We start from the raw sequence: 5,155 nt of genomic DNA on the forward strand, positions 1-5,155 counted from the left end.
CTGATTTCCACAGAATGTCCGGTTTTCTCACCGTAGAGTTTTAAATTGCCCCAGGCATTACGCGCTATAACATAATAAATATCATCTTGCTCAAACGGGGTGTCTTCTAAAAATCGGTCAAGAATATCTTGATAATCAGCAGGATTTGTCAGCCAAAATAAACCATCGGCAAAGCCGCTGAACCCGAGTATTTGCCAGTATTCAAGTAGTTGGTCAGGCAGTTTCCCTCGATACGCTTCTATATCAGCGATAGTCGCGGGTACAGTTGTTGTTGGTTGACCAAACTCGCTTAAAAAAAGGTCTAAATATTCGTCATTGGATTCTATCATTATGGTCTACCTTTTATTTAACGGGCAGCGCTCAAGTTGAATGTTCAACTTAGCATCTGGGCCATGTTTTTTAAATGCGTTTTCAACTTGCTCATCCATTAACTGCACGCGTGTTTTATCCCCTTTTTTACTCCCTATAGGTGCTTTAGCCCACTGCGGACCTAAAGAGCCGTTGCAATGGTCGTTACCATGTTGAAGCGAGCGGAATGAGAGTACATAACTAACAGCTAAATGGTGTCTGTGGATGTGTTGTGCAGGCACGCAAAAATGTATGGCTAAACACTAATCTTAAACGATTCTAGCGCTCAGCCTTACAACATCCATGTTGTTAAAGAGCGGGTTTATTTTTACTTGAATTCAAGTTATCAATGAGTACATTTACTGCGCTGTGATTACTTCATGAACGGTATTTTCACGCTCAAAATTGAGATTGAATTGACCTTGGCGATTAATGGTAAAAATAGCGCGTGTCCAGTTTTCTGGTTGGTGTTGGGTGGCCTTTTCAAATAGGGTGTTGAATAAATCGACTATCTCGTCCGTCACGGTAATCGGCTGTTCGCTTGTATCAGCAGCAGTTTGATAATGGGCTTTGCATTCAAGTACGTTTTCATCTTCGCAATTTAAAATGAGTTGTGCTTCAAGCCACGGCTCATTTATTTGCTGATAAAGGTACTGACCGAGTTGTTGGGGGATGTTTTTAATGTCTGGTCGCATATGCTTTCCTTAGCGAAATTTTGGGGTTATTCAAAAATATTTGCTGTTTTAAGTAAAGATCTTATTGCCATACTTAAAGTTGGGAAGCTTTCTAGTTCTTCCCACGTGAAAGAGTCTACTATCTGAAATTGATTTACCTCAAAGTTATAAACCACTCTGGAACTGCTTTCATCACAAAAAGCGACGAAGTTACGTAAAGATTCTTCTATATGAAATTCTTGATTGGCTTCAATAATTCCTGCTAAGTAATATGGTTCATTTTGTTCTTTAGCACTATAGAGATTTAATCCATTTACAGAAAAGCCATTTGATATCTTTAATAGATCTAAAAGTTCATTTTGAGGTTGGAAGTTGAAAGCTTAGGTGAAATGCGTATTAAAAGCTTTTAACTCATCCAAACTTATTGGTGTAAGAAAAAAGCCTTCGCCAAAATGAGTTTGCTCTTCTGAGTTTTTCTCTATCAGGTAATTAATTAACTTTTTTATATCACTCATAGTAACTTTGGTCTGCCCCTACATAGAAACTTAAAAAGGTCAAAGAGATCTAATAATAGGGCTTTAACCCATAACATTTTTGCATGCTAAGCTAGCGCTACTTAAGCCTTTTCAAATCAAGTTTAATTTTGCTGAGATAGCTGTTTTTCATATAATTGCTGAATGTCTATTTCGGCTTCTTCAATATAGTCACAGTCACCATAATCAATGGCAAGCTTCAGTCGTTGCTGAAATAGATTGGTTGATTTTTCAATTTCGCCTAATTCAAATTTAAGCACGGCTAGTTGGAATATGCTGTTAAACTTATTTATAAAAGTATCTTCAGGGTAACCACAGTCTGTTTTTGACATTTCTTTTAGGTAATGCTCAGCATCTTCCATCAAACCAAGTTCGTAACTATTGTTTGCTAAATTATTTAAAATGAGATGTTTTATTTCTTCTAAATCAGGATTACTCAAAATTTCTTTATTAAGCTGCAACGCTTCTTTATATCGCCCAACCTCATGGAAGCAAGCCGCTTTTAACGCAATTAAATTAGACACTTCGTTTTGAGTACGGTGGTTAGCATTAGCGATTGCTGCTTGTAAGTATTCAAGTGCATTTTGATGTTCATTGAATTCACTATATGCTTCGTATAAACGGTGATTTAAAGAAAATACTTGCTCTTGATTTAACTTTTTTAAAGTTGCATTTAATTCCAAAGCTATCGTTGAGTGACTAATAATTTCAGATTCATAATCATAACTCTTAGAGTAAATCATTGATAAGTAGTAATTTGCGTATAGCTTTTCTTCATTTGTTTGCGAACTAGCTAATAATTCACTTAAATCCTCTCGCATTCCAGAGAAGCTAAACATACGTTCAGGGTCTTCTATCGTTTTACCCAACTCGAGGATTTTAGATACAAGGGTAGATTTTTTTGACTTAAATATTTTGTTTAGTAATGTAGAACCCACATTGAGCTTTTTCATTTCATTCATCCTTAAATTTTAAATTGGCTTTCTAGTGCATTTACGAAGTAACGATGATGTCATGAACGGTATTCTCACGCTCAAAATTGAGATTAAATTGGCCTTGGCGATTAATCGTGAAAATGGCGCGCGTCCAGTTTTCTGGTTGGTGTTTAGTGGCATTCACAAATAGGGTGTTGAATAAACCGACTATCTCGTCTGTCACGGTAATCGGCTGTTCGCTTGCATCGGAAGCAGTTTGATAATGCGCTTTGCATTCAAGTACGCTTTCATCTTCGTAATTTAAAATAAGTTGTGCTTCAAGCCACGGCTCTTTTATTTGCTGATAAAGGTACTGACCGAGTTGTTGTGGGATGTTTTTAATGTCAGGTTGCATGTGCTGTCCTTAGCGTTATGTTCGTTTATAGCTGGACTTCGGACTTCAAAAAGTCATAGTAAAAAAGTCCATCTTCTTCATGATCTTCAAATATTTCTTTTCCGGCTAACATATAGGCCTTAAGTAAAGCATTTTTACTTCTTTCTTTGTCGTCTAACTGATAATGACATTGGCCAGCTCTAAAGTGAATAAATGGGTTATCGAGTGCTTCAGGGTAGTTTAATGCATCTAACATTGCATCAAGGGATTGTTCATATTCATCAAGCATATAATAACTATCACCGATAGATACTTTAAGCCAAACCGCTTGCTCCCAATCCTCATCTGGGTCGGTGAGTAAATCAAAGGCTTTTTGCCAGAGTGTAATTGCGCCTTGAAAGTCTTCTTCATCAAAAAGATCATTGCCTTGCTCGCAATACTCATCTATTTGGTCATGTACATTCATTGGTTATACTCATTAAAAAAAGTTTTGTATTTTTTAGGTTCATCAACGAAGCAGCGACCTCTTGACATGTCGTTTGCTTTATTAAACCATTGATAAGAAATTGGTAATTGTTCCATTTCATAATAAATAGTAGCTTTTAAAAAAATAATTCCACCGTGAAACCCACCTACCTTATTTTTATCTCGATATTCTAAGAGTTGCTCTATGATTTGCAGCGCATCATTGTAAAGTGTTAACTCTCGATACATTTCGCAAATTGCAGTAACAAAACTGAGAGTGACATCCCAATCAAATTTAGGCTCAGGTAATAACCCCCATGCTTCGTCTGCTTTTTTTTTTGCGATGTCAACATTTTTGACTTCTAATGCTTTGTATGCAGAAATATAGAGAGCATCGATTTTATCGCGCAAGTCTATAGGTAAATTTTCCATTATCTTTCCTTACTTTTTCGGGGGTAAATATCTATCGTTAAGCTTAGCACCAGCTGAGCGGTTAATACTGTAATGATCTAGAGTATAATTATTAGAGTCTAACATCCATTCTCGCACTTCTTTTGATTTTGCGCCGTATTGTCTGCCTGTAGTATTCCACCATTTTACTGCATCTGTCGGGTCATGTGCCATATCAGCTTGAGAGAGTGGGTACCATTGATTATCACTCGCTTGAAATTCGGTACCTTTGAATGACTCCCTTATTTTGCCTTTTGCTTTCATCTTCGCAATGACTTTTTTGCCTGTACGAGATGCTTTGCCTGGAGTTTTACCAAGGTATTTCAAGCGGTTTGATATCTTGCGAAGTTTCTTAGGTTTTGTAATGTTTGGGTTAATGCTTTGAGCCCCCTTTAAATCATTCCCTTTCGGCGGCTCTAATTCATTGGCTACTGTTTTCTTCGGTTTCCCTACTACACCTGTACTTGCCGGTGGCTCAAACTCATCGAGGGCTTTGTTTACGCGATTGCCAATTTCTTGCGCGGCGTTTCTTACGCCTTGGTCTATTTGCGGGGTGACTTCATCAAGCTGTTTGACCATGGCTTGCATGCCGTCAATGGCTGAGTCTGGCAGCAGAAGATCGTATTTCCAGCTGGTTGAAATATCGTTAAGTGTATCTCGAAAGCCTTTGATTACGGCTTTTACTTCACTGGCGGCTTGTTTGCCTAAGTCTTGCCAGTTTATTTCGCGCAGGTATTTTACTGGGTCGCCTTTACCCATCTTGCGTAACACTGCAATAGCGGCTTCCATTGACTCACCACTATTTTTAATTACAACTTTACCCACGCCTTTTACAGCAGAGCCTAATAATGGAACCAAACCAATGGCGGTTAGGGTAAAGGCTATCCAACCGTCGCTGTCATTGGCTTTGTCATCATCGGTGAGTAACACGGTATTTGCACAAATATCACGAATATCCATGATTTGGTCAACCACCGGTATCATCGAGATAATTGTACCCACAACGATTTGTGATGTACTCGGGTTTCTATTAAAGTCACCTTGCAATGTGCCCCATAGCCAATCACCGGCTTGGTTGGCTAAATTGCCTGCTTCTTCCAGCTTTGCGGTGTTACCGCTATTAATCATGTGCACGGCATCGGCGGTGGTTATTTGCCCATACAACGGGTTTGGTGTGGTGTTATCCTCTGGCTGATAATCGCGGCTGTCTTCGCCGTATTTAACACTGAACTGACCGCTGGGAATATTGGTAAGTTGTGCTTGTCCACTGTCATCTAGTTGCCCGGTCGCTTGCGTTCCATCATCAAAGGTAATGGTGTAGGGCGCATTTTTAACCGGGCTGCCGTCTTGGTAAACGTATTCTAAATCGACCACACT

General features: G+C 38.8%; 7 protein-coding genes and 2 pseudogenes. All 9 read right to left on the minus strand.

What is annotated here, in order from left to right:
* The coding region (locus H5200_RS22600) for a GAD-like domain-containing protein (protein ID WP_310736905.1) at positions 1-329 on the minus strand (329 nt) is incomplete at its 3' end.
* A 6-nt stretch (positions 330-335) separates the two neighbouring features.
* Entirely contained in the window at positions 336-590 is a 255-nt protein-coding gene (locus H5200_RS22605) for a hypothetical protein (protein WP_182762742.1), read from the minus strand.
* Between the two features lie 117 nt (positions 591-707).
* Entirely contained in the window at positions 708-1,043 is a 336-nt protein-coding gene (locus H5200_RS22610; protein WP_182762736.1) for an immunity protein YezG family protein, read from the minus strand.
* Positions 1,044-1,069: 26 nt separating this feature from the next.
* A pseudogene (locus H5200_RS24510) lies at positions 1,070-1,384 on the minus strand (YrhA family protein); the annotation flags it as partial.
* Between the two features lie 275 nt (positions 1,385-1,659).
* The gene (locus H5200_RS22615) at positions 1,660-2,508 is read right to left on the minus strand and encodes a hypothetical protein (RefSeq protein ID WP_182733888.1); all 849 of its coding nucleotides are present in this window, start codon (positions 2,506-2,508) and stop codon (positions 1,660-1,662) included.
* A gap of 40 nt (positions 2,509-2,548) precedes the next feature.
* Positions 2,549-2,884 (minus strand): DUF600 domain-containing protein, encoded by a 336-nt coding sequence (locus H5200_RS22620; RefSeq protein WP_182762738.1) that lies wholly within the window; start codon positions 2,882-2,884, stop codon positions 2,549-2,551.
* A gap of 25 nt (positions 2,885-2,909) precedes the next feature.
* Complete coding sequence (locus tag H5200_RS22625) at positions 2,910-3,329, minus strand: tol-pal system YbgF family protein (RefSeq protein WP_182719692.1); 420 nt, start codon at positions 3,327-3,329, stop codon at positions 2,910-2,912.
* A complete protein-coding gene (locus tag H5200_RS22630) occupies positions 3,326-3,760 on the minus strand; it encodes a hypothetical protein (protein WP_182719691.1) in 435 nt (144 codons plus the stop codon). Before H5200_RS22630 ends, H5200_RS22625 begins: the two co-directional genes overlap by 4 nt.
* Before the next feature lie 9 nt (positions 3,761-3,769).
* Positions 3,770-5,155: pseudogene (locus H5200_RS24385) on the minus strand (GH-E family nuclease); the annotation flags it as partial.

The organism is Pseudoalteromonas sp. SG43-7, assembly GCF_014164295.1.
GTDB lineage: Bacteria > Pseudomonadota > Gammaproteobacteria > Enterobacterales > Alteromonadaceae > Pseudoalteromonas > Pseudoalteromonas rhizosphaerae.